The following is a 24,035-nucleotide window of genomic DNA, read 5'->3' on the forward strand; positions in this document are numbered from 1 at the left end:
GCCGGGCGCGCGGGCCGCATCGGTCGCAGCAGTCGCGCCCGCGTGATCCAATCGCGCGGCATTCGTCTGTGTGAGTATGCGTCATGCGTAGCATCATGATTTTCGCGGCGGCATTGGTGGTTCTCGGCACGGCGATGGCGCAACTCGCCGATCGCATCATGCCGGCGCCGGCGCAGGCCAGCGTCGCCAAAGCGACGGTCGGCGCCGCGCCCTATGCGGGCAGCCGCAGCGTCGCCATTCCGCGCGACGCCCGCGGCCATTTCCAGACCGACGGCCGGATCGACGGCCAGCGTCTCGCCTTCATGGTCGACACCGGAGCTTCGGTGGTGGCGCTCAACGAAAGCTCGGCGGCGCGCTTCGGGCTGCGGCCGCGGCCGGCGGAGTACACCGCCCGGGTCACGACCGCCAACGGCACCGTGAAGGCGGCGCGGACGCGGATCGCGATGCTCGATATCGGCGGGCTGATCGTGCGCGACGTCGACGCCATGGTGCTGCCGGACGAGGCGCTGTCGGAAAATCTGCTCGGCCTGTCGTTCCTGTCGAAGCTGAAGCGTTTCGAATACGCCAACGGCCAGATGGTGCTCGAGCAGTAATTACTTGCGCCCGCGCAGCATGTCCTTCGCCGCCAGCAATCCGCCGCCGGCGATCAGCAGCGCCGCCAGGGCCAGCGTGGCGGTCGGTCGCGCATAGCCGGCGAGGATCAGAAAGCCGGTCGACAATAGCGGCGTCGCGTAGGACGCCGCGCCCAGCACGCGGATGTCGCCGCGCTTCATCCCGATGTCCCAGGCGTAGAATGCGGCCCCGACCGGGCCGATGCCGAGTGCTGCGATCGCCAGCCATTGCGTCGCGCCGTCCGGCCAGACCGTCGATTCCATCAGGCCGTGGACCAGGGCGGCGAGCAGCGCGGTGACGAAGCAGAAGCCGGCCACCGCATCGGTCGGCACCGCTTTCAGCCGCCGCGACAGCACCGAATAGGTCGCCCAGACGAAAGCGGCGACGAACGCCGCCGCCAGCCCGGCCCAATTGGCCGGATCGACCGCCGCGCCATTGCCGGTGAACAACAGCGCCGTGCCGCCAAGGCCGAGCAGCGCGCCGGCGATGTGGTGCGGCTTCAGGCCCTCGCCCGGCAGCAGCCCCGAGAACAGCACGATCAGCAGCGGCCACAGATAATTCAAAAGCCCGGCCTCGGCCGGCGGCGCCAGCCGCAGCGCCAGGAAATACAGCGCGTGATAGCCGAACAGCCCGCCGACGCCGACCGCCCAGACCAGCGGCGGTTGCTTCAAGGCGCGGAACGCGCCGGGCCGCACGATCCATCCGGCCGCGGCGGCCAGCGCGCCGATCGCGAAGGTCATCGCGGCGAGTTGAAACGGCGGAATCGTCCCGGTCGCCACCGTCAGCACCGCGAGCAGCGACCACATCAGGATGGCCGACAGTCCGATCAGCGTGGCGGTGCGCGGCGTCATGGTTCGCGCGTCTTATCGCGAACGCGTCGCCGCGCCAAGCCAGCCCGCCGTCACGTCATCAACTGGCCGCCATTGATCGACAGTGTCGAGCCGGTGATGAAGCCGGACTCGTCGCCGGCGAGAAACACCACGGCGCGCGCGATCTCCTCGGCCTCGCCGAGCCGGTTGCACGGGATCAGCGGCAGGATCGCCTTGTCGAGCACGTCCTTCGGCACCGCCTGCACCATCTCGGTGTTGATGTAGCCGGGGCAGATCGCGTTCACGGTGATGCCGCCGCGCGCATTCTCCAGCGCCAGCGCCTTGGTGAAGCCGATGTCGCCGGCCTTCGCCGCGGAGTAGTTGACCTGGCCGAACTGGCCCTTCTGGCCGTTGATCGACGAGATGTTGACGATGCGGCCGAACTTGCGCGCGCGCATCCCCTCGATCACCTGCCGGGTCATGTTGAACAGCGAGCCGAGATTGGTGTTGATCACCGCATTCCATTGCTCGAGCGTCATCTTGTGAAACGCGCCGTCGCGGGTGATGCCGGCATTGTTGACGAGAACGTCGACCGGCCCGAGATCGGCCTCGACCTGTTTGACGCCTGCCGCACAGGCATCGAACGAACTCACGTCCCACTTATATACCGGGATACCTGTCTCGCTCTTGAACTTCTCCGCCGCAGAATCATTGCCCGCATAGGACGCCGCGACGGCATAGCCCGCCGCCTTCAACGCCTTGCTGATTGCCGCACCGATTCCGCGCGTTCCCCCAGTCACCAACGCCACACGCGCCATTTTTCAAATTCCTCCCGCAGTCATTCTTTTCTAGAATTCGCTTTTCTAGAATTCGATTGTGTCGTCTCGAATAAAATCCGCACGCCGATCGAACATCAAGCAAAAACGCCCGGCAATCTGCCGGGCGTTTGAACATTCGGTGGTGCAGCGCAACTCCGCAAAGATCGTGCCGAGTCGCGTTGCTGATTGTTGCGTCAATCGCGCGCAAGGCACATCGCGATGCCCATGCCGCCGCCGATGCACAGCGTCGCCAGTCCCTTCTTGGCGTCGCGCTTCTGCATCTCGTGCAGCAGCGTCACCAGCACGCGCGCGCCCGACGCGCCGACCGGATGGCCGATCGCGATCGCGCCGCCATTGACGTTCACTTTGGAAACGTCCCAGCCGAGATCCTTGTTCACCGCACAGGCCTGCGCCGCGAAGGCTTCGTTGGCTTCGATCAGGTCGAGATCGCCGATCGCCCAGCCGGCCTTCTTCAGCGCCGCGCGCGACGCCGGAATCGGGCCGGTGCCCATGATCTTCGGATCGACGCCGGCATGCGCCCACGACACGATGCGGGCCAGCGGCGTCTTGCCTTCCTTGGCGGCCTGCTTGGCCGTCATCAGCACCACGGCGGCGGCGCCGTCATTGATGCCCGAGGCGTTCGCCGCGGTCACGGTGCCGTCCTTCTCGAACGCCGGCTTCAGCTTGGTCATCGCCTCGATGGTGGCACCGTGGCGCGGATATTCGTCGCTGTCGACGACGATGTCGCCCTTGCGGGTCTTGATCGTGAACGGCACGATCTCGTCCTTGAACCGACCGGACTTCTGCGCGGCTTCGGCCTTCTGCTGCGAAGCGACGGCGAACTCGTCCTGCTGCTGACGGGTGATCTGATACTGCTTGGCGACGTTCTCGGCGGTGTTGCCCATGTGGTAGCCGTTGAAGGCGTCCCACAGACCGTCCTTGATCATGGTGTCGACGAATTCGACCGCGCCCATCTTCACGCCACCGCGCAGATACTGGGCATGCGGCGCCATGCTCATCGATTCCTGGCCGCCGGCGACGACGATGTCGGAATCGCCGTTGAGCAGTGCCTGATAGCCGAGCGCGACGGTGCGCAGGCCGCTTCCGCACAATTGATTGACGCCCCAGGCCGGGCTCTCGACCGGAATGCCGGCGGCGATCGACGCCTGGCGGGCGGGATTCTGGCCCTGTGCGGCGGTGAGGATCTGCCCCATGATCACTTCGGAGACGCGCGCCGGCTCGATGCCCGCGCGTTCGAGGGCCGCCTTGATGGCGACGGCGCCCAATTCGTGCGCGGGCGTATTGGCGAAGGCGCCGTTGAAGCTTCCGACAGCGGTGCGTGCAGCGCTGACGATGACGACATCGTCCGACATGGACATCTCCTGGGGCTTGGGTTGTTTGAAACGCGTTTGTTTGGACGGCGGGTGCCGGTTGGGACGGCCAGCGTCGCCCCCATCCTGAGAATGCCGTCCCCGCGTGTCAATCCGGGACGCGGCCGTTCTTGCCCATAAAGTCACGCCGGCGGCATCATTCAAGGCACCGAATGCACGCCGATTAACCCTGGCGCACAAAACGGTAGCCGAACCGCATTGGAAGTGCTTACTTTATTGCATTGCGTTCTGCCCCGCTGTCGGGAGCGGCGGGTTCCTTTCCTCCATGCGTGTGGGTGCCATGGCGAAATCAGACCAACCAACCACAATCAAAAAATATGCGAACCGGCGGCTCTACAACACCGGCACCAGTACTTACGTCACACTCGAAGACCTCGCCACGATGGTGAAGGACGGCGAGGATTTCCTCGTTTACGATGCCAAGACCGGCGACGACATCACGCGTTCGGTGCTGGCGCAGATCATCTTCGAACAGGAGAACAAGGCCGGGCAGAACCTGCTGCCGACCACCTTCCTGCGCCAGTTGATCCGCTTCTACGGCGACAGCATGCAGATGGTGGTGCCGAAATATCTCGAGCAGTCGATCGATTCGCTCACCCGCGAGCAGGAAAAATTCCGCAAGCAGATGACCTCGACCCTGAGCATGACGCCGTTCGCGCCGCTCGAGGAGACCGTCCGCCGCAACATGGAGCTGTTTCAGCAGACCTTCTCGATGTTCGTGCCGCGCAAGCCGAGCCACGAGACGGACGCCGATGCGACCTCGGTCGAGCCGGTGCGCGAGGCCGACAATATCGACGATCTGCGTCGGCAGATGCGGGACATGCAGGAGCGGCTCGACCGGATGTCGCTCGATCAACCGAAGAAGGAAGAGTAGTCGGCGATTAGTTCGCCGCGCGCTCCCGCACCGCGGCGGTCTCCGCCGCGGTCGGCCCGTCCCATGGGCGGTGCTGCGACGCCAGCCCGATCAGCCGGCCCTGGATGTAATCGCAACCCCAGTCGCGCAGCATCAGCGCCGACTCGTCGTCCTGAACCCATTCCGCCACCGTCTTGATACCGAGCCTGCGCGCCAGATCGATCAGGGTCTGGACGAAGGCGCGGTCGTCGGCCGAGCGCGCGATGTTCTGCACGAAGGCGCCGTCGATCTTCACGATATCGACGCCGAGATTGCGCAGGTTGCGGAACGAGGTGTAGCCGGCGCCGAAATCGTCGATCGCGATTTTCGCGCCGAATTTTTTCAGCCGCGTGACGAAACCGCGCACCTCCTCGATGTCCTGGATCGCGACCGTCTCGGTGATCTCGACGATCAGCCGTTCGGCGACGCCGGGGTGCGCCAGCATTAGCGATTCGATCCCGGCCCACCAGTCGGCGTCCATCGTGGTGTCGGGTGAGATGTTGAGGCTGAGCGTCATCTGCGGCGCGGCGGCGAGTTCGGCGACGACGAGTTCGAGCACGCGATGATCGACCAGCCGGATCAGGCCGAGCCGCTCCGCGACCGGCACGATGTCGGGCGCCAGCAGCACCTGGCCGTCGTTCTGCCGCATCCGGACCAGGCATTCGTGAAACGCCGGCGCACGGGTCGCGACGTCGACCACCGGCTCGTAGGCCAGCACGATCCGGCGCTCGTTCAATGCGGTGACGATCTCGTCGGTGACGCGGATATTCACCCGGCGCTGGGCGTCGCGCTCGACATTCGGCCGCCACATCGAAAACGCGCCGCAGCGCCGATGCTTCGCGGCGGCCAGCGCCTCCTGGGCGCGGTTGATCGCCTCTTCGGCCGTACGGGCGTGGCGCGGCGAACTGACCGCGCCGATCGACGCCGTGATCGATACCGGGCCCGACCGGGTCGGCACGATCTCGTCGCGGATCGCGGCGAGGAAACGCTCCGCCGCCACATGGGCGTCGTCGATGGTGCAGGCCTTCAGCACCACGCCGAACTTGTTGCCGGAGAAGCGGCCGAGCTCGTCGCCGGCGCGCAGCCGTGCGCGGATCCGCTGCGAAAGGGTGTAGATCACTTCGTCGGCGACGTCGAAGCCGAACGAATCGTTGATCCGGGACAGATGGTCGATGCCGATCAGCATGAAGCAGAGGCTGTTGCGGAAGCGCGAGGCTTCCTCGATCGCCTCGGCGAGCGCCGCGACCAGGTTGGTGCGGTTGAGTTCGCCGGTCAGCGGATCGTTCTGCGACAGCTTCAGCAATTGCTGGTCGCGGGCATGACGCTCGTTGTTGACGCGGACGATGCCCTCGACCCGCGCGGGCCGGCCGTCGGGCCCCGGATGCCAGCGGCCGCTTTCCTCGATCCAGATGATCGGCGCCGAGGTCGCGGCGCGGACGCCGTATTCGATCCGGTACGGCACGCAATGCGCGCCGGCCGCGGCTGAGGCGTTGAGCAGCGCGTCGGCGCGGATCGCGCGCGACGGCTCGAGCAGCGAGGCGTAGCCGGCGCCGGTCGCCAGCGTTCCGGCGGGAATGTCCTGAAACAGCCCTGCTGCGGGGCCGGTCCAGACGAGAGCGTCGGTCGCGAGCTCCCAGACGAACGCCGCCTGCCCGAGCGCGGCCAGAATTTCCGCCGGATCGGGACCGCGAGACTCGGTCGGCGCGATCGGCTGGGCGGCCGTAGGATCGACTGGCGACACAACTGCCTCGTTTCGGGACGGGATCAGATGATTCTCCACCGCAGAATAGAGCGCTGCACCTTGTTCAAGCTAGGGCGAGATCGTTAACAATCTGGAAACCTATTTGAGTCGGTCCCTCGGAACGATACTAGGCGACGCGGCATAGTCCTTGCGATGCTACCGCTGACACCGGGCGATTGCTCCGAAATGGTGCAGGTTGAGTGCGATGGCCAACATCTGGATCGATCAAAGCGACGATGGCATCCGTGATTTCGGGGCGTCCGATGCCGCCGAGCCGGAGCTCATCGAGCTCGTGCCGGCGCCGGTGATGCCGGCGCAGCCGCGCACCCGCTACACCGACCGAGCGGTCCGGCCGTCCTCCAATTTCGTCGCGCAATTGATGGCGGTCGAGCGGGGCTATCCGCAGACCCGCGACGTGTACCGCGCGGAGCCCGACCAGGCGACGGCGGCGTACCGTTCCGCCAAGGCCTATCAGGCCGGCCGCACCCGCCGTTTCTCGTGATCCGACCGGACGTCGTTCAGCGCGGCGGCTGAGCGCCCGCGGCGTCTTCGGCCGGCTGCAGGCCGGGCGACGGCACCCGCGGTGATGCAGCGGACCCGGCGGCGGCCGTGACCGGCTGCGGCCGATCCAGCAGCACGGCTTCGGCGATCGAGGCCGCCGAGATCGACGCGGAGGTCGCGGCCGACTGCGCCGCGACCGGCGCCGCTGGCGCGGGTGTTTCCGTGGCGGGCGGTGGGGTGACCGGGGTCTGCTGCGGCTGATCGCGTTTGGCCGTCGGAGCGCCGCGGACCTTGCGGGCCCGACGCGGGCGCAGCGCAAGGCCAGCCAAGAAGTCCACCAGCATCAGCGTCGCCAGCAGAAACACCGTGGCGTTGGTGAACTGCGGCAGGATGACGAATTCGGCGACCGTGCCGCCGAGCACCAGCAGCGACAGCAGGTGGTCGGTGAAATATCGGGCGCGGCCGGCCTTGATCACCTCGAACAGCAGCATCAAGGCGCCGAGCGCGACCAGCATGTCGCCGGCGGTGATCGTCCAGACAGCGCCCGAGGGCAGCGCGACACGCGTCAACGCCACGTCGAATCCGACGCCGGGCATCAGGAAAACGACGATATTGCAGATCGCGATCGGGATCAGCAGCAGCGGAAAACCGATAATCGACATCGGCACAAGCCTGTTGTTCAGAAAGACCACAAACCAGCGGGCGACCGTCCGGGCGCCCGGCGGATACTCTCTAACGCAACAGTTGGCACGAATTCGGGCGTCGGCGACGAAGGCTTCGGATCACATCCGCGTCCCGACGTCGCTGATCGGCGACGTCATTGGGCCTGTCGCCGCTGATTTCTTGCAAGCCCGCAAAGCGGCGCGGACGGGCCGCGCCGGGAGCGCCTGAGCCTGGCTCAGGCGTCCTTCTTCTTGATGACCTGGCGGCCCTTGTACATCCCGGTCTTGAGGTCGAGATGATGCGGGCGGCGCAGTTCGCCGGAATCCTTGTCTTCCGCGTAGGTCGGGCGCTTCAGCGCGTCCGCCGACCGGCGCATGCCACGCCGCGAGGGCGAAGTTTTTCTTCTCGGAACGGCCATATCGTTGATCCTTGACGGGATTGATCTCGTCGTCCACGGCGGGACGGCCCGGCGCTCGCGCGCAGGCGTAAAGCTAGGCCGGGCTTATAGAGCAAGCTTTGCAGGATGGCTAGACCGCCGGAGGAGGTAAATCGCCTCAGGAGCCGCTATTTTCGCGCCAGCATTGCTGCAATTCGGCCGATCGCGCCCGCGCCACATAGGTGGCGGCGAGCCGGCGCACGCCTGGTCCGGGCTTCTTGGCGCTGCGCACCCGCGGGTTGGGCAGGATCGACGCCATCAGCGCCGCCTCCTGCGGCGTCAGCTGGGCGGCCGAGCGGCCGAACGCATAGGCGGCGCCGGCCTCGGCGCCGAACTGCCCGTCCGGCCCCCATTCGGCGATGTTGAGGTAGAGTTCGAGGATGCGCTGCTTCGACAGCACCAGGTCGATCCACATCGCCAACGGAAATTCCAGCGCCTTGCGCACCACGCTGCGGCCCGGCCACAGGAACAGGTTCTTGGCGACCTGCTGTGTGATGGTGGAGCCGCCGCGGCTGGCCTCGCCGCCGTCCTGCAGATCGTCGAGTACGTCGCGCACCGAGTCCCAGTCGATGCCGCTGTGGCTGCAGAATTTGGCGTCCTCGGAGGCCACCACGGTGCGCGGCAAGGCCGGCGCCATCCGTTCGATGTCGACCCATTGCCGGGTCACCGTCGCGCCCGCCAACCAACGCCAGACCATCAGCGTCGAGACCGGCTGGCCCGCGCCATACACCAGCGTCAGCACGTAGGGCGCCGCGACCAGCAGCAGCAGCGTCAGCAGCGCGACGCGGATCAGCCGCCTCATGCCGACCCGGCGCCGGTCGGAGGGCTCGCGAGGTTGCGGGTCGGATTGGCCGGCATCTTTGCGCCCCCTGATGCACCGCCCGGTCGAGCGCCGAATTGACGAAGCCGGTGCCATGATGAATGGTCCGGCCGAATTTATCTGGAGCACTTCCGAATGGCCACCGGCACTTCCACCATCGACTTTGCCAAACGGCTCGACGCCACCGCCGAGGATACCGAAGCCCTGCTCGGACGATTGTTGTCCGACGATCTGCTCCCCGACGAGATCGCCCGCCCCCGCCGGCTGATGGAGGCGATCCGCTATTCGACGCTCGGCGGCGGCAAGCGGCTGCGGCCGTTTCTGGCGGTGGAGAGCGCGGCGGTGTTCGGCGTCGATCGCGCCGGCGCGCTGCTGGTCGGCGCGGCGCTGGAGTGCATCCATTGCTATTCGCTGATCCACGACGATCTGCCAGCAATGGACAATTCCGATCTGCGCCGCGGCCGGCCGACGCTGCACAAGGCCTATGACGACGCCACCGCGATCCTGGCCGGCGACGCGCTGCTGACGCTGGCCTTCGACATCATCACCCGTGACGAGGTGCACCAGGACGCAAAGGTACGGCTCGATCTCAACCGCGTGCTGGCGCGTTGCGCCGGGCTCGGCGGCATGGTCGGCGGCCAGATGCTCGACCTCGCCGGCGAGGGCCGGTTCGGCGACCGCGAGCCGGTCGACGTTGCCCGCTTGCAGCAGATGAAGACCGGCGCGCTGCTGCGCTACGGCTGCGTCGCCGGCGCCATCCTGGGCCAGGCGTCGCCGGAGCACTACAAGGCGCTGGACGATTACGGCCGCGCGCTCGGCGAGGCGTTCCAGATCGCCGACGATCTGCTCGACGTCGAGGGCGACGCCGCAGCGCTCGGCAAGCCGGCCGGCGCCGATGCCGCGCTCGGCAAGACCACGTTCGTCACCCAGCTCGGCGTCGATGGCGCCAAGCAGCGGGTGCGCGATCTGATCGCGCGCGCCGACGAGGCGCTGGCGCCGTTCGGCGCCAAAGGCGAGGTGCTGCGGGCCGCCGCCCGGTTCGTCGCCGAACGCAAGAACTGATCGGCCACGCCACGCCCGGTCGCGGCGCGGCGACCGGACTACTCGGTGGCCAGCGCGCGGACGATGTCGAGCAGGCGCCGGGCTTCGGGATGGGTCGCGCCGACATCGGTGTCGTCGCCGATCGGGACGATCCGGACCTGATCGTCGCTGCCGGGTTCGAGCCGGGCCATCGGCCAGTGCGGGAAGGCCCGCTCGTCGGCAGGCCCGAAGGCCAGCACCTGGACCTCGCCGTGCCGCTCGTCGCGCTGGATCTTCTCGAACACCATTTCGACGGCGTAGCGCTTGCCCTCCAGCAATTGGGCGAACACGCCGCGACCGATCGCCAGCGCGCCGGTGATGCCGAGGTGCGGGTTGTTGCGCCGCGCTGCGCTCAGAATGGATTCGATCTCGGCCGCGACCTGTTCGGGCCCGCCTTCCATCCGTTGCCGGCTCCAGTAGACGCAGCGATAGTGCCGTTCCGGCATTCAGGCGACCTGAAACGGATCGTCACGGCATTCGGTTTCTTCGGCGCTCTTGGCGGCGAGGAAGCCGTCGACCTGTTCGGGCGAAATCGGCCGGCTGATCAGATAGCCCTGCACATGGGTGCAGCCGTCGGCGGCGACGCGCTCCAGATGCTCGGCGGTCTCGACGCCTTCGGCGACCGTGGCCATGCCGAGGTTCTGGCCGAGCGATGCGATCGCGCGCACGATCGCGCGGTTGCCGGGGTCCTCGGCGGTGCCGCGGACGAAGCTCTGATCGATCTTGATCTTGTCGAATGGGAAGCTGCGCAGATAGCCCAGCGACGAGTAGCCGGTGCCGAAATCGTCGAGCGAGACGCGGATGCCGGTGCCGCGGAGGCGCTGCAGGACGCCGAGCGCGGTGCCGCGCGCGTCGAGCATCACGCTTTCGGTGATCTCGAGCTCCAGCCGCCGCGGATCGAGATCGCTGTCCGACAGCGCCGACAGCACGGTGGTGGCGAGCGTGCGGTGAGCGAATTGCACGGCCGAAATGTTGACCGCGACGGTGATGTCGGCGGGCCAATTGGCGGCGTCGCGGCAGGCGGTCCGCAGCACCCATTCGCCGATCGGATTGATGATGCCGGTCTCTTCGGCGAGCGGAATGAAGTCGAGCGGCGACACGGTCCCGCGGGTCGGCGAATTCCACCGAAGCAGCGCTTCGAAGCCGGTGACGCGGCGGGTCTGCAGGTCGAATTGCGGCTGATAGACCAGCGCGAATTCGCGCAGCGCCAGCGCCCTGCGCAGATCGGTCTCGAGCGCGCGGCGGGCCTTCACGGTCTCGTCCATGCCGGATTCGAACACGCAATAGCCGGTCGCGCGGTCCTGCCGGGCCCGGTTCAGCGCCAGGTCGGCGTTCTTCATGACCTGGTCGACATCGGCCGCCTCCAAAGCGAGCGGCGCGATGCCGACCCGGGCGGTGACGTCGATCAGCTGACCTTCCAGCATGTAGGGGCGGCTCAGCAAATCGCACAGCCGCTTGGCCAGGATGACGGCGGAGTCGGGTTGCGCCCGTCCGAACTGAATGATGCCGAACTGATCGCCATACAGCCGCGTGACGATGTCGACGTCGGACACCGCGGAGCGGATCCGCTTCGACACCAGACAGAGCAGGGCGTCGCCGATGTTGCGGCCGAGGGCGTCGTTGACCGCCCTGAAACGGTCGAGGTCGACGGTCAGCAGGGCGCAGTCGCCGCGGACCGCGGGCGAGCTGTCGAGCAGATCCTGCAGCCGCTCGCGCAGCAATCGGCGGTTGCCGAGTTCGGTCAGCCGGTCGGTTCGCACCAGCCGCGCATCGCGTGCATCCCGGGCGAGCTGATCGGTGATGTCGCTGGCGCAAACGAAATAGCCCGAGGGCAATATGTTGGTGCGGATCAGGAAGCTGCGGCCGTCCGGAAACAGCACGACGCGTTCGCCGCCTTCCAGATTGCGCCAGGACTCGATCAGCAGGCGCGCCTGCAGATCTTCCGACGAAATATCGCCGAACAGCCGACCGAAGGCCGGATTGGCCATCATGATCCGGCCGTCGGGTGCGATCATCGCCAGCGCCGAATCGATCGCCGCGAAGGCGGACATCGCCAGCTCAGCCGCCTGCTTCGGCGGCACCGCCCGCAACGGCCTGCGCCGGCTTGTTTCGGCAAGCGCCGTTCCAATGTGTGTGATCGAATGCACGGATCCCATGCCGCCACAAAACGTTGCGAACGTTGCCAAAGGTATAATCCCTTCAGGTACCGTCCACCGACGGTGAATGGAGGGTTAGCGCGCCCGCTCAAGCTGAATCGGACGGGTTGATCCGATGGTTACGCTGATGATCCGGTCGCCGCGAGCGCGGCGGCCGGCGGCGGCGAGGCGGTTCTCTTGACCTGCCCCGGCGGCCGGGCGATGCAGTCGGCGTCGGTCCTTCGACCGACGACATCGTGGGTCCGGTGGAAGCGAAGTTCCAGATTTTCCTGATCCTGCTCGCGGTGCTGGCGGCGACCGCGCTGCTGGCGCGCCGTCTTCACGTGGCCCCGGCGATCCTCTGGCTGCTGGTCGGCATCGTGCTGGCGTTCATCCCCGGCATGCCGGCGATCGAGCTGCCGCCGGACCTGATCCTGCTGCTGGTGCTGCCGCCGCTGATATATTCGGCGAGCGTGGCGATGAGCTGGCGTGAATTCCGCGCCAATCTGCGGTCGATCGGCCTGCTGGCGATCGGCTGCGTGATCTTCACCGCCGGCGCCGTCGCGGTGGCGACGCACTATCTGCTCGGCCTACCATGGGCGGTCGGCTTCCTGCTCGGCGCCATCGTCGCGCCGCCCGACGTGGTGGCGCCGCTGGCGATCGCGCGCAGGCTCGGTCTGCCGCGGCGGATCGTGGTGGTGCTGGAGGGCGAGGGGCTCGCCAACGACGCCACCGCGCTGATCCTGTATCGCTTCGCGCTGGCCGCGATCATGACCGGGATGTTCTCTCTGCCGCAGGCGTCGGGTGCCTTCGTGGCGATTCTCGCCGGCGAAATCGGCTTCGGCATTGCGGTCGGCTGGCTCAGCCTGCGCGCCCGGCACTCCGCGCGCGATCCGCGGATCGAGATCACGCTGTCGCTGCTGACGCCCTACATCGCCTACTGGATTCCGGAGCATCTCGGCGGCTCCGGCGTGATCGCGACGGTGGCGTGCGGCCTCTACATCTCTTGGAACGGCCCGCTGCTGATCCCCGCGGCGACAAGGCTGCAGGGCATCTTCTTCTGGGACTTGATCATCTATCTGATCGAGGGGCTGCTGTTCCTGCTCACCGGCTTTCAGATGCGCGCGATCCTGGAGCGGTCGAAAGGGCTTCCGGTCGACGACATCGTGGTCGCGACGCTGCTGGTGGCGGCGATCGTCATCGTGGCGCGGTTTCTGTGGGTGTATCCGGCGACCTATCTGCCGCGCCTGCTGAGCAAGCGGATTCGCACGCGCGAACGGCGGCCGAGCTGGCGCGCGGTGTTCGTGGTCGGCTTCACCGGCGTGCGCGGTGCGGTGTCGCTCGCCACCGCGCTGGCGCTGCCGTTCGCGCTGCCGGACGGCTCCGCCTTTCCCGATCGCGACCTGATCCTGTTCGTCGCCTTCGGCGTCATCCTGATCACGCTGGTCGGGCTCGGCCTGACGCTGCCGGCGCTGGTCGGCGTGCTCGGACTGACCCGCGACGGCCGCAGCGAGCACATCGCCGAACACGAAGCCGAGATCGCGGCGCGGCGCGCGGCGCTGGCGGCCGCGTTGCAATCGCTCGACGCGCTGACCAACGATCGCGCATTGTCCGACGAGGTGGTGGCGCTGCTGCATGCGCGGCACGACATCCGCGCCCATCAATTGCCGACGGCGCTCGACGACGCCGCCTATGCGGCGACCGCCAATGCGCGCGCGCTGGTCCGCGAACTCATCGCGGCGGAGCGGCAATTCATCCACGCCCAGCTCCGCGCCGGCAAGATCACCGACGAAGCGCGGCGACGGATCGAGCGCGACCTCGATCTGGAAGAGGCGAGTTTGGCGAACAGGGAGTTTCGGAGCGGAGGGCAGCGCTAACTGCTAGTGCACCGGCTAGGATGCTCCATCTATTTGGTAGGCTGTCCAAACGACAAATATGTCGACGTGCAGCGAGCGAGTAGCTAACCTTGTTCCCGTTTCAGGAAGTGAAGGAGCGAGAAGTGAGAGCGGAGCCGAGTGGTATTCGATTGAGCAGCGCTGATGCGGCAGTTGTCAAAGGAATGATCGCGCGCGGTGATCGCCAGCACGATATCGCTGCATGGTTCGGTGTTAACGGCGGAAGAATAGGCGAAATCTCCAACGGCAAGAAATTCGAGTATGTTGCTGCTGCCCCACCTGATCAGCTTCCTGCGCCGGGACCATACCTTTCGGGGCGGTCGGGGCAAAAGGCTGTGGCTGCGCTGGAACAGGCTAAGGCGGCTCTGGAGGAAGCTCTCCAGAATATCGAGCAGGGCCTCGCCGACGCGCGTGAACTTGACGATCAGGAGTAGTCTGTATCTCTTTCAAACCTCTTTCGGCAGGGAGGTACCCACATCAGGTGCGACGTAGTCGGTTCGTCTTTCTCCCATACCAGCCAAGCGTAGCCTGTTGCCGTCGATGCCTTCCTGTCTAATCTGCCCCGAACCATTGGTACGCGCTCAACAAACTGAGCAAATTTTGTAGGTGGATTTTTCTCAAACAGGGCACGATATCGTCCTGAGCTTTCAATAAACACAGTTCTCACCAACACCGCAACGCCCACTCGCGCTACGATGAGCGACCGGTGAACGAATTCCTCTGCGAGCCGAAAGGGTGGATTAGTAATCACCCAGTCCACAGCGTTCGCCTCGTAAGGGACGTCAAGATAATCGCGAACCGGTGCGTATCCATAAGCGTAGGCATCGGAGGAGCGCACCTCCCCAAAATACTCCTTGAGTACTTTTGCCATGTGCCCCGCTCCGCAAGCTGGCTCAAGGGCGGTCATATTAGAGAAAGGACCCTTATCTGCAATGACATACTCCATGAACCCCCTCGTCGCCCATGGAGGCGTCGGAAAATCATCAGGACTGTCGGAGGCTTCGGCCCTTTGAGCCATCACGGCATGTGAACGGTTTTGCATCTCGTTTTTCCCGGCGGCGAATCGTTCTGATTTTGTTCTTTTGTGGTTAACATAATCCTAGCGCCGCGGCCAAATGACCGCAGAGAGCAAGATCAAAGTGATTGTACGGGAGAGGCGTATTACTCCGCCGCCGGCACCATCTGGGCGGCGCCGGGCTTCGGCGCTGCGCCGTAGCGCTGTTCGATGTAGTCGATCACCAGCGCCTTGAAGTCGCCGGCGATGTTCTCGCCGCGCAGGGTGCGGAATTTTTCGCCGTCGACGAACACCGGCGCCGCCGGGCTTTCGCCGGTGCCGGGCAGCGAGATGCCGATATTGGCGTGCTTGCTCTCGCCGGGGCCGTTGACGATGCAGCCCATCACCGCGACGTTGAGGTTCTCGACGCCCGGATAGCGGGTCTTCCAGCTCGGCATCTCGACGCGGATGAAATCCTGGATCGAGCGCGCCAGTTCCTGGAACGTGGTCGAGGTGGTGCGGCCGCAGCCCGGGCAGGCCGCCACCAGCGGCACGAAGGTGCGGAAGCCCATGGTCTGCAGCAATTCCTGCGCGACCTGGACTTCGAGCGTCCGGTCGCCGCCGGGCTCCGGCGTCAGCGAAATCCGGATGGTGTCGCCGATGCCCTGCTGCAGCAGGATGCCGAGCGCGGCCGAGGAGGCGACAATGCCCTTGGAGCCCATGCCGGCTTCGGTGAGACCGAGATGAATGGCGTAGTCGGAGCGCGACGCCAGATCCTGATACACCGCGATCAGGTCCTGCACCGCCGACACCTTGGCGGACAGCACCATCTTGGTCTTCGGCAGGCCGATCTCTTCGGCGCGGGCGGCCGACAGCAGCGCCGACTGCACCATCGCCTCGCGGGTCACGGCGCGGACGTCGCGCGGCTGGGCGGAGGCGGCGTTCTCGTCCATCAGCTTGGTCAGCAGCTCCTGATCCAGCGAACCCCAATTGGCGCCGATCCGGACCGCCTTGTTGTTCTTGATGGCGATCTCGACGATGTCGGCGAACTGGGTGTCGCGCTTGGCCTTGAAGCCGACATTGCCCGGATTGATCCGGTATTTGTCGAGCGCTTCGGCGCAGGCCGGATACTCGGCGAGCAGCTTGTGGCCGATGTAATGGAAGTCGCCGATCAAGGGCGTGGTCAGGCCGAGCTTGCGCAGGCCGTCGCGGATATGCGGCACGGCGGCGGCGGCTTCCTCGCGGTCGACCGTGATCCGGACCATCTCGGAGCCGGCGCGCGCCAGCGCCGCGACCTGCTTGATGGTGCCGTCGATGTCGGCGGTGTCGGTGTTGGTCATCGACTGCACGACGATCGGCGCACCGCCGCCGACGGCGATATCGCCGACCATGACCTGGGTGGTCCTGTGCCGCGGCGCGGGGCCGGCGACGTCGTTCTGCAGCGGATTTTCGAGCTTGTTCATGGCGTCCGGAATATCAGGTTTTGGTGACAGTCAGCAATGGATCAATGGGTGCAGGAACCCCGGGATGACTTGGCCACCGCCGCCCGGAACCGCAAGATCCGGCCTCACAAAGCCGGAACCTTGCCGGGCCGGTTGACCAGATACAGCCCGGCCATGACCAGCAGTGCCGCGAAGCCGAACGCCGGGGTCAGCGGTTCGTGCAGGATCAGATAGCCCGCCGCCACCCCGAATAAAGGGGTGAAGAAGGTAAAAGCCGACAATTTGCTGGCCGAATAGGTCTTCACCAGGCCGAACCAGAGCAGAAAGGTCAGGCCCACCACCCAGATCGACTGGTAGGCCATCAGCGCCAGCGACAGGGGGGTGGGCGTTTGCTCGATGGTTTCGCCCGCAATCAGCGCCGCGAACAGCAGAATCGGCACCGAGAGCGCCACCTGATAGGCCAGCCCCTTCTCGGCGGGGGCCCGCTGCAGCGGGCTCGCCTTCACCACCAGGGTGGTGGCACCCCACAGTGCCCCGCCGCCGACCAGCATCAGGTCGCCGAGCAGCACCTTGGCGTCGACATTGGGCTGCGGCACCCCGATCGCCACCGCCACGCCGGCGAAGCTGAGCGCCAGCCCGGCCCATTGCATGGCGCGCAGCCGCTCGCCGAGGAAATGGTAGGCGCCCAGCGCCACGACAAACGGCGCCACATAGAGAAACACCACCCCGCGCGACGCCGTGGTCAGGGTCAATCCATAATAGATCAGCACGAATTCCAGCCCGAACAGCACGCCGGCGAGCAGCCCGGCCTTCAGCGTGCCGTCGCGCTGAAACAGCTTCACGCCGCGCGCCCGGGCGATGATCAGGATCACGATCATGGCTCCGGCGGAGCGGATCGCCGCCTGCAGGAAGGGCGGGATGTCCGGCAGCACTAGCTTCACGGCGATCTGGTTGAAGCCCCAGCTGAAGCAGCACAGCAGCATCAGGGCGATCGCGCCCGCGGTCAGCGGCCGGGCAGCCGCGCCGCCTATCTGTGCCGACATCGGCCGGATGTCTGCTGTGCGGCGAAAGAGAAAATCGACATTGCGCCTCCGGCTTGCCGCCGTGTTGTCGCGGGCGTGCTCGCGTGCGAGCAACGCTCCTCCCGGTTGTTCAAGGCGTAGACTGCGTCAGGTGGATTGGCAATGCCCGCAGACGCCGGTGATTTCCACCACCGAGAGCTTCGGCGTGAAGCCGGTCTGGCGCGCCGCCTCGCTGAGACTCTGCGCCACGGCGGTGGCGGGAATCTCGCCGACCGAACCGCAGGATTCGCAGATCAGGAAAGCGACCGCGGAGGCGTCGTCGTGTTCGCGGCCGCAGGCGAGAAACGCGTTGCGGCTTTCGATCCGGTGCACCAGCCCGTTCTGCATCAGGAAGTCGAGCGCGCGATACACCGTGATCGGCGCCGGGCGCGGCATCACGCGCGCCAGTTCGTCGATCACCTCATAGGCGCCGAGCGGGCGATGGCTGGACAGCAGCGCCCGCAGCACCTGCCGCCGGATCGGCGTCAGGTTCTGTGAGCGGTCCGCACAGATCCGTTCGGCGTGCTCGATGCCTTCGGCGGCACAACGGTCGTGATCGTGACCGGGGGCGGGAAAGGCCGGCTTCAAAGCAGTCATCGCATTGCCTCAACGCAGCAGGTGCCTCAACGCAGCAGCAACCACCGATAGTTTACGGCGTCTCCCGGCACAAGTCTTGCGGAACGCGGGGCTGTTGCGGAATGCGAAGCGGTCGGGGCGCCGCGCCGGTTCCGGCCCGTGCGAGACGCCCCCGCCGCAGATGCTTAGTTCAGTTTCTCGATCGCCATCGCGACGCCCTGGCCGACGCCGACGCACATCGTCGCCAGCGCCAATTTGCCGCCGCGGGCTTCCATGCCGTGCACCGCCGTCAGCGCCAGCCGCGTGCCGCTCATGCCGAGCGGGTGGCCGAGCGCGATCGCGCCACCATGCGGATTGACGAAATCGGCATCGTCGGCGACGCCGAGCTGGCGCAGGCAGGCGATGCCCTGCGAGGCGAAGGCTTCGTTGAGCTCGATCAGGTCGAAGTCGGAGATCTTCAGCCCCAGCCGCTCCATCAGCTTGCGGGTCGCCGGCACCGGGCCGATGCCCATGATGCGCGGCGGCACTGCCGCCGAGGCGAGGCCGAGAATCTTCGCCCGGGGCGTCAGGCCGTGTTTCTTCACCGCAGCCTCCGAGGCCACGATCATCGCCGCAGCGCCGTCATTGACGCCCGAGGCGTTGCCGGCGGTCACCGTGCCGGGATTGCGCACGATCGGCTTCAGCTTGGCGAGGCCTTCCAGCGTCGTCTCCGGGCGCGGATGCTCGTCCTTGTCGACGATGATCGGACCGGCCTTGCCGCCCGGCGCCGACACCGGCGCGATCTCCTGCGCGAAGTAACCGGCGGCGATGGCGGCGCCTGCGCGCTGCTGGGATCGGATCGCGAAGGCGTCCTGATCGGCGCGCGAAATCTGGAATTCCTCGGCGACGTTCTCGCCGGTCTCCGGCATCGCGTCGACACCGTATTGCGCCTTCATCAGCGGATTGATGAAACGCCAGCCGATCGTGGTGTCGAAGATGTCCGCCTGGCGGGAAAACGCCTCGCCGGCTTTGCCCATCACGAACGGCGCCCGTGTCATCGATTCGACGCCGCCGGCAATCGCCAGATCGATCTCGCCGGCGCGGATCGCGCGGCCCGCGGCGCCGACCGCGTCGAGCCCGGAGGCGCACAGCCGGTTGAGGGTCTGGGCCGGCACCGAATCCGGCAGGCCCGCGAGCAGCGTCGCCATCCGGGCGACGTTGCGGTTGTCTTCGCCGGCCTGGTTGGCGCAGCCGAAGAACACCTCGTCCACCGCGCTCCAGTCGAGATCGGGGTGCTTGGCCATCAGCGCCTTGATCGGAACCGCGGCGAGGTCGTCGGCACGGACTTTGGCGAGAGATCCGCCGAACCGGCCGATTGGGGTGCGCACTGCGTCGCAGATGAAGACGTCGGCCATGGTTCTCTCCCTTGCTGGCGATTCCGGGCTGAGGGCCGGAATTGAAAGGCACTCTTAGGAAGGCCGGCCGACGTGGTCAATGCACGCTCAGCCGTCGCGATCCGTGGAGAGCGCAACGGCCTTCTGTGCATCGAGCGCAGCGAGCCGCTCGACCAGGTTGGCACGCACCATGGCGTAGGCATCGCTGCCGAGGGTGAGGCGCAGCGGCGCCGGCGTGCAATCGACCGAGTCGATCATCGCCTGTGCCATCTTCTGCGCGTCGCCTGGCACAGGGAATAAACCAGCCGCGAACGCCCGCCGGATCTCGCCGACCGGGGTGTCGTCGTAACTCGCGAGCGGTTCGGCATTGACCAGGCCACTGCCAAAGCCAGTGCGTGCAGCGCCCGGCTCGACAATCGTGAAGCCGATCTTGAACGGTGACACCTCCTGGGCGACCGCTTCGATGAAGCCTTCGATCGCCCATTTCGAGGCGTGATACAGGCTGAGGCCGGGGAACGTCACTTGGCCGCCCATCGACGACAGCTGCAGGATTCGGCCGCCGCCCTGGGCTCGCAGATGCGGCAAGGTCGCGCGCACAATCTGGATCGAGCCGATCACATTGGTGTCGATCTGATGCCGGATCTGCGCGTCGCTCAGTTCCTCCGCCGCCCCCTGCAGACCGTAGCCGGCGTTGTTGACCACGACGTCGATGCGGCCGAGCTCGGCAAACGCGCGCTCGACCACAGTGCTGACCGCCGCGCTGTCGGTGACGTCGAGCTGCGCGATCCAGAGCCGGTCGCCATAGTGCTGATCGAGATCGTCGAGCGCGTCCGGCCTGCGCAGCGTGGCGGCGACACGGTCGCCGCGCGCCAGCAGTTGCTCGGTCATCGCCCGACCGAAGCCGGACGAGGTGCCGGTGATGAACCAGGTGCGGGGCGTAGAGGTCATGGCGATCGCCTTTGGACGGGGCCGCCCGATGCGGCCATCGATGAATCAGTTAGGCGGAAGACATTCGTGCTACTATCCGCGCAATCTTGGATGATCTGGTGAAAAATTCCCATGAATGCCAAGCCGGATCTCTCCGACCTCACAGCTTTCGCTGCGATCGCGGCTCATCGCAGTTTTCGCAAGGCTGCCAATGACTTGGGGGTGTCCGCCTCGACCCTGAGCCACATCATGCGAACCCTGGAGGCCAATCTCGGAGTGAGACTGCTGCACCGGACCACCCGCAGCGTTGCGCCGACCGAGATCGGCGAACGGCTGCTCGGCCGGCTCAATCCGGTGCTGCGCGATTTCGACGCCGCCTTGCAGGACCTCGAGGCGTGGCGCAGCCGGCCGAGCGGCACGTTGCGCATCAATGCCGCCGAGGGCGCGGTACGGTTGTTGCTGCAAACCGTGGTGCCGGCGTTTTTTGCGCGCCACCCCGAGATGGCGCTCGATCTCGTCACCGAGGCGCGGCTGGTCGATATCGTCGCGGAAGGCTTCGACGCAGGCATCCGGATCGGCGAGGCGGTGCCGCGCGATATGGTCGCGGTGCGGTTCGGCGGCGCGATCCGGTTCGTCGCGGTCGCGTCGCCCGGCTATCTCGCCGCGCACCCGCCGCCGCGGACCCCGGATGACCTCGTCCATCACGCCTGCATCCGGTTCCGGTTGAAGAGCGGGCAGTTGTTCCGCTGGGAATTCGCGCGTCACGGCCAGGAATTGGCGGTCGATGTCGCCGGTCCGTTGACGCTCGACCATGTCGAACTGATGGTCGAGGCCGCTGCCGACGGCCTCGGCATCGCCTATGTGCCGGACCGGACCGCGCAGCCTTATCTCTCGCGCGGCGCCGTGGTCGGCGTGCTCGATGAGTGGTGTCCGAAAATCCCGGGGCTGTTCCTGTATTACCCCGGCCATCGCCACGTCCCCGCTGGTCTTCGCGCCTTCATCGACGTTCTGCGGCACCTGCACTGAACGTATCGGCGTGCGGAAACCGTGCATGGCGGCGTTGGCGCGGTAGGAAGCCGGGGCGGAATTTTGCTATGCATCGGGTCATGACCATCCACCCCGACATCGCTCCGCCGCCCGATCTGCCTGCGCCCGCCGAGCCGCCGGCGAAGGTGTCGCCGATGATGGAGCAGTACCATGAGATAAAGGCCGCCAATCCGGGCCTCCTGCTGTTCTACCGGATGGGCGATTTCTACGAATTGTTCTTCGAGGACGCCGAGATCGCCTCGCGCGCGCTCGGCATCACGCTGACCAAGCGCGGCAAGCATCAGGGCATGGACATCCCGATGTGCGGCGTGCCGGTCGAGCGTTCCGACGACTATCTGCACCGGCTGATCGCGCTCGGCCATCGCGTCGCCGTCTGCGAACAGACCGAGGACCCGGCCGCGGCGCGCGCCCGCAAGAGCGTGGTGCGGCGCGACGTGGTGCGGCTGATCACGCCCGGCACGCTGACCGAAGACACACTGCTCGATGCCCGCGCCAACAACTATCTGCTGGCGATCGCCCGCGCCCGCGGCTCCAGCGGGACCGATCGCATTGGTCTCGCCTGGATCGACATCTCGACCGGGGAATTCAGCGTCACCGAATGCGCCACCGGCGAATTGTCGGCGACGCTGGCGCGGATCAATCCGAACGAGGCGATCGTCTCGGACGCTTTGTACAGCGATGCCGAATTGGGGCCGAGCCTGCGCGAACTCGCCGCCGTGACGCCGCTGACCCGCGACGTGTTCGACAGTGCCACCGCCGAGCGGCGGCTGTGCGATTACTTCGCGGTCGCCACCATGGACGGCCTCGCGGCGCTGTCGCGGCTGGAAGCCGCGGCGGCCGCCGCCTGCGTCACCTATGTGGATCGCACCCAGCTCGGCAAACGACCGCCTTTGTCGCCGCCGTCGCGCGAGGCCACCGGCGCGACCATGGCGATTGATCCGGCGACGCGCGCCAATCTCGAACTGACGCGGACGCTGGCGGGCGAACGCCGCGGCTCGCTGCTCGATGCGATCGACTGCACCGTCACCGCCGCGGGCTCGCGGCTCCTCGCCCAACGCCTCGCCGCGCCATTGACCGATGCGGCCGCGATCGCGCGACGGCTGGATGCGGTCGAAGTCTTCGTCGTCGCGCCCGCGTTGCGCGAGCAGATCCGCAGCGCGCTGCGCGCCGCGCCCGACATGGCCCGCGCGCTGGCGCGTCTGTCGCTCGGCCGCGGCGGCCCGCGCGATCTGGCGTCGCTGCGTGACGGCATCGTCGCCGCCGATCAGGGGCTGCAACAATTGTCGCAACTCACCGCACCGCCGCAGGAGATCGCCGCCGCGATGGCGGCGCTGCGGCGACCGTCGCGCGATCTGTGCGACGAGCTGGGCCGCGCACTCGCCGACGATCTGCCGCTGCAAAAGCGCGACGGCGGTTTCGTCCGCGACGGCTACGAGGCGGCGCTGGACGAAACCCGCAAGCTGCGCGACGCCTCGCGCCTGGTGGTCGCGGCGATGCAGGCGCGCTACGCCGACGACACCGGCGTCAAGGGCCTGAAGATCCGGCACAACAACGTGCTCGGCTATTTCGTCGAGGTGACCGCGCAGCACGGCGACAGGCTGATGGCGCCGCCGCTCAACGCCACCTTCATCCACCGCCAGACGCTGGCCGGCCAGGTCCGTTTCACCACTGCCGAACTCGGCGAGATCGAGGCCAAGATCGCCAATGCGGGCGACCGCGCGCTCGGGCTCGAACTCGAAATCTTCGATCGCCTCGCAGCATTGATCGAGACGGCGGGCGAGGATCTGCGCGCCGCTGCCCATGCGTTCGCGCTGCTCGATGTCGCCACCGCGCTGGCGAAGCTTGCTTCCGACGACAACTACGTGCGGCCGGAGGTCGATCAGTCGCTGTCGTTCGCGATCGAAGGCGGCCGGCATCCGGTGGTCGAACAGGCGCTGAAGCGAGCGGGCGAACCGTTCATCGCCAATGCCTGCGATCTCTCTCCCGGCCCGGCGCAAGCCTCGGGCCAGATCTGGCTGCTGACCGGCCCCAACATGGCCGGCAAATCGACCTTCCTGCGCCAGAACGCGCTGATCGCGCTATTGGCGCAGACCGGCAGCTATGTGCCGGCGGCGCGCGCGCGGATCGGCATCGTCGACCGGCTGTTCTCGCGGGTCGGCGCCGCCGACGATCTGGCGCGCGGCCGCTCCACCTTCATGGTCGAGATGGTCGAGACCGCCGCGATCCTCAACCAGGCGACCGAGCGGGCGCTGGTGATCCTCGACGAGATCGGCCGCGGCACCGCGACCTTCGACGGCCTGTCGATCGCCTGGGCGGCGATCGAGCATCTGCACGAGCAGAACCGCTGCCGCGCGCTGTTCGCGACGCATTATCACGAGCTGACCGCGCTGTCGGCCAAGCTGCCGCGGCTGTTCAACGCCACCGTCCGGGTCAAGGAATGGCGCGGCGAGGTGGTGTTCCTGCACGAGGTGCTGCCGGGTTCGGCCGATCGCTCCTACGGCATCCAGGTCGCCAAGCTCGCCGGGCTTCCCGCCTCCGTGGTGGCGCGGGCGAAATCGGTGCTGGCCAAGCTTGAGGCCAACGACCGCGGCCAGCCCAAGGCGCTGATCGACGACCTGCCGCTGTTTGCGATCACAGCCCGCGCCCCGGCCGAGCCATCGCCGCCGAGCGAGGCCGAGCAACTGATCGCGGCCGTGCAGGCGCTGCATCCGGACGAACTGAGCCCGCGCGAAGCGCTCGACGCGCTGTATGCGCTGAAGGCGAAGCTGCCGAAGACAACCTGAAACGACAATGGCCGGGACGAGCCCGGCCATTGAAATCAT

Annotated in this window: 23 protein-coding genes; 8 read left to right on the forward strand and 15 right to left on the reverse strand. The window is 66.9% G+C overall.

The genetic code is table 11. The features are described 5' to 3' along the window. Nucleotides 1–83: 83 nt before the first annotated feature. The gene (locus RPB_RS02565) at nt 84–593 is read left to right on the forward strand and encodes a TIGR02281 family clan AA aspartic protease (RefSeq protein ID WP_011439407.1); all 510 of its coding nucleotides are present in this window, start codon (nt 84–86) and stop codon (nt 591–593) included. Here RPB_RS02565 and yddG read toward each other — a convergent pair whose 3' ends face one another. The 3 genes from yddG to RPB_RS02580 all read right to left on the reverse strand — a co-directional run bounded on the left by yddG (nt 594) and on the right by RPB_RS02580 (nt 3,612). Next, a complete protein-coding gene (gene yddG / locus RPB_RS02570) occupies nt 594–1,463 on the reverse strand; it encodes an aromatic amino acid exporter YddG (protein ID WP_011439408.1) in 870 nt (289 codons plus the stop codon). 50 nt (nt 1,464–1,513) lie between these two features. Then, nucleotides 1,514–2,239 carry an acetoacetyl-CoA reductase gene (gene phbB / locus RPB_RS02575; protein WP_011439409.1) on the reverse strand — a complete coding sequence of 242 codons (726 nt, stop codon included), beginning with the start codon at nt 2,237–2,239 and terminating at the stop codon, nt 1,514–1,516. A gap of 194 nt (nt 2,240–2,433) precedes the next feature. Beyond that, complete coding sequence (locus RPB_RS02580; RefSeq protein ID WP_011439410.1) at nt 2,434–3,612, reverse strand: acetyl-CoA C-acetyltransferase; 1,179 nt, start codon at nt 3,610–3,612, stop codon at nt 2,434–2,436. Nucleotides 3,613–3,910: 298 nt separating this feature from the next. On the opposite strand from RPB_RS02580, the gene phaR reads away from it, so the two are divergent. Beyond that, nucleotides 3,911–4,504, forward strand: a complete 594-nt coding sequence (gene phaR, locus RPB_RS02585) for a polyhydroxyalkanoate synthesis repressor PhaR (RefSeq protein ID WP_198135148.1) — start codon at nt 3,911–3,913, stop codon at nt 4,502–4,504. A gap of 7 nt (nt 4,505–4,511) precedes the next feature. Here the strand turns inward: phaR and RPB_RS02590 are convergent, their stop codons facing one another. Beyond that, on the reverse strand, nt 4,512–6,263 hold the full coding sequence (locus RPB_RS02590) for a bifunctional diguanylate cyclase/phosphodiesterase (RefSeq protein ID WP_011439412.1): 1,752 nt from the start codon (nt 6,261–6,263) through the stop codon (nt 4,512–4,514). A gap of 205 nt (nt 6,264–6,468) precedes the next feature. On the opposite strand from RPB_RS02590, the gene RPB_RS02595 reads away from it, so the two are divergent. Continuing rightward, the gene (locus tag RPB_RS02595) at nt 6,469–6,765 is read left to right on the forward strand and encodes a hypothetical protein (RefSeq protein ID WP_011439413.1); all 297 of its coding nucleotides are present in this window, start codon (nt 6,469–6,471) and stop codon (nt 6,763–6,765) included. 16 nt (nt 6,766–6,781) lie between these two features. On the opposite strand, the gene RPB_RS02600 is transcribed toward RPB_RS02595, so the two are convergent. The 3 genes from RPB_RS02600 to mtgA form a co-directional block, all read right to left on the reverse strand. After that, the gene (locus tag RPB_RS02600; protein WP_011439414.1) at nt 6,782–7,426 is read right to left on the reverse strand and encodes a hypothetical protein; all 645 of its coding nucleotides are present in this window, start codon (nt 7,424–7,426) and stop codon (nt 6,782–6,784) included. 236 nt (nt 7,427–7,662) lie between these two features. Beyond that, nucleotides 7,663–7,845: a 50S ribosomal protein L32 gene (gene rpmF / locus RPB_RS02605; protein WP_011439415.1), complete on the reverse strand. Its 183-nt coding sequence runs from the start codon at nt 7,843–7,845 to the stop codon at nt 7,663–7,665. A gap of 136 nt (nt 7,846–7,981) precedes the next feature. After that, nucleotides 7,982–8,665: a monofunctional biosynthetic peptidoglycan transglycosylase gene (mtgA, locus tag RPB_RS02610; RefSeq protein WP_011439416.1), complete on the reverse strand. Its 684-nt coding sequence runs from the start codon at nt 8,663–8,665 to the stop codon at nt 7,982–7,984. 153 nt (nt 8,666–8,818) lie between these two features. Between mtgA and RPB_RS02615 the strand changes: the two genes are divergently transcribed. Further along, on the forward strand, nt 8,819–9,745 hold the full coding sequence (locus RPB_RS02615) for a polyprenyl synthetase family protein (RefSeq protein ID WP_011439417.1): 927 nt from the start codon (nt 8,819–8,821) through the stop codon (nt 9,743–9,745). 38 nt (nt 9,746–9,783) lie between these two features. Here the strand turns inward: RPB_RS02615 and RPB_RS02620 are convergent, their stop codons facing one another. Both RPB_RS02620 and RPB_RS02625 read right to left on the reverse strand, forming a co-directional pair. Further along, nucleotides 9,784–10,209, reverse strand: coding sequence for a BLUF domain-containing protein (locus RPB_RS02620; protein ID WP_011439418.1), 426 nt, complete (start codon nt 10,207–10,209; stop codon nt 9,784–9,786). Next, entirely contained in the window at nt 10,210–11,814 is a 1,605-nt protein-coding gene (locus RPB_RS02625; RefSeq protein WP_245258303.1) for a putative bifunctional diguanylate cyclase/phosphodiesterase, read from the reverse strand. It lies immediately after the preceding gene. A gap of 350 nt (nt 11,815–12,164) precedes the next feature. On the opposite strand from RPB_RS02625, the gene RPB_RS02630 reads away from it, so the two are divergent. Then, nucleotides 12,165–13,775, forward strand: a complete 1,611-nt coding sequence (locus RPB_RS02630) for a Na+/H+ antiporter (protein WP_041797894.1) — start codon at nt 12,165–12,167, stop codon at nt 13,773–13,775. An 89-nt stretch (nt 13,776–13,864) separates the two neighbouring features. Then, nucleotides 13,865–14,227, forward strand: a complete 363-nt coding sequence (locus tag RPB_RS02635) for a hypothetical protein (protein WP_011439421.1) — start codon at nt 13,865–13,867, stop codon at nt 14,225–14,227. On the opposite strand, the gene RPB_RS23915 is transcribed toward RPB_RS02635, so the two are convergent. The 6 genes from RPB_RS23915 to RPB_RS02665 form a co-directional block, all read right to left on the reverse strand. Then, nucleotides 14,218–14,739, reverse strand: a complete 522-nt coding sequence (locus tag RPB_RS23915) for an SAM-dependent methyltransferase (RefSeq protein ID WP_245258304.1) — start codon at nt 14,737–14,739, stop codon at nt 14,218–14,220. The two genes, RPB_RS02635 and RPB_RS23915, sit on opposite strands and share 10 nt — an antisense overlap. A gap of 215 nt (nt 14,740–14,954) precedes the next feature. Next, complete coding sequence (gene ispG / locus RPB_RS02645) at nt 14,955–16,250, reverse strand: flavodoxin-dependent (E)-4-hydroxy-3-methylbut-2-enyl-diphosphate synthase (RefSeq protein WP_011439423.1); 1,296 nt, start codon at nt 16,248–16,250, stop codon at nt 14,955–14,957. A gap of 104 nt (nt 16,251–16,354) precedes the next feature. Continuing rightward, nucleotides 16,355–17,272: a DMT family transporter gene (locus RPB_RS02650; protein ID WP_011439424.1), complete on the reverse strand. Its 918-nt coding sequence runs from the start codon at nt 17,270–17,272 to the stop codon at nt 16,355–16,357. A gap of 126 nt (nt 17,273–17,398) precedes the next feature. Next, nucleotides 17,399–17,887, reverse strand: a complete 489-nt coding sequence (locus tag RPB_RS02655) for a Fur family transcriptional regulator (RefSeq protein ID WP_011439425.1) — start codon at nt 17,885–17,887, stop codon at nt 17,399–17,401. A gap of 164 nt (nt 17,888–18,051) precedes the next feature. After that, nucleotides 18,052–19,260: a 3-oxoadipyl-CoA thiolase gene (gene pcaF, locus RPB_RS02660; RefSeq protein ID WP_011439426.1), complete on the reverse strand. Its 1,209-nt coding sequence runs from the start codon at nt 19,258–19,260 to the stop codon at nt 18,052–18,054. An 87-nt stretch (nt 19,261–19,347) separates the two neighbouring features. Next, nucleotides 19,348–20,187: an SDR family oxidoreductase gene (locus RPB_RS02665; RefSeq protein WP_011439427.1), complete on the reverse strand. Its 840-nt coding sequence runs from the start codon at nt 20,185–20,187 to the stop codon at nt 19,348–19,350. A gap of 111 nt (nt 20,188–20,298) precedes the next feature. On the opposite strand from RPB_RS02665, the gene RPB_RS02670 reads away from it, so the two are divergent. After that, complete coding sequence (locus RPB_RS02670) at nt 20,299–21,192, forward strand: LysR family transcriptional regulator (RefSeq protein WP_011439428.1); 894 nt, start codon at nt 20,299–20,301, stop codon at nt 21,190–21,192. A gap of 80 nt (nt 21,193–21,272) precedes the next feature. Beyond that, a complete protein-coding gene (mutS, locus tag RPB_RS02675; RefSeq protein WP_041798528.1) occupies nt 21,273–23,996 on the forward strand; it encodes a DNA mismatch repair protein MutS in 2,724 nt (907 codons plus the stop codon). Nucleotides 23,997–24,035 lie beyond the last annotated feature (39 nt).

This window comes from Rhodopseudomonas palustris HaA2 (assembly GCF_000013365.1).
Classification (GTDB): Bacteria; Pseudomonadota; Alphaproteobacteria; order Rhizobiales; family Xanthobacteraceae; genus Rhodopseudomonas; species Rhodopseudomonas palustris_J.